1 protein-coding gene is annotated in these 281 nt (G+C 69.8%); it reads left to right on the plus strand.

Features of this window, described 5'->3' with window-relative positions; genetic code table 11:
* A partial coding sequence (locus EIK80_RS25770; RefSeq protein ID WP_199743652.1) for a sugar transferase occupies nucleotides 1-267 on the plus strand: 267 nt, incomplete at its 5' end.
* Nucleotides 268-281 lie beyond the last annotated feature (14 nt).

The following is a 281-nucleotide window of genomic DNA, read 5'->3' on the forward strand; positions in this document are numbered from 1 at the left end:
CGCCCCCACGCCATCGGCATGAAGACCGGCGGCGTCGAGTCCGCCAAGCTGGTCGCCGAATTCGCCCACCGCCACCGCATGAAGCCCGGCCTGACCGGCTGGGCGGCGATCAAAGGCTCCCGCGGTCCGGTCGACACGCCCGAGAGCGTCCGGCAGCGTGTCGCCCTGGACATCGAATATATCGAGCGCCAGTCGTCCTGGCTGGACCTCTACCTCATCGTCATGACCATCCCCTGCCTGCTGGGGGACCGGTCGGCGGTGCGCTAGGCGGCCGGCGATGT

Origin of the sequence: Caulobacter sp. 602-1 (assembly GCF_003931565.1) — a bacterium.
Lineage (GTDB): Bacteria > Pseudomonadota > Alphaproteobacteria > Caulobacterales > Caulobacteraceae > Caulobacter.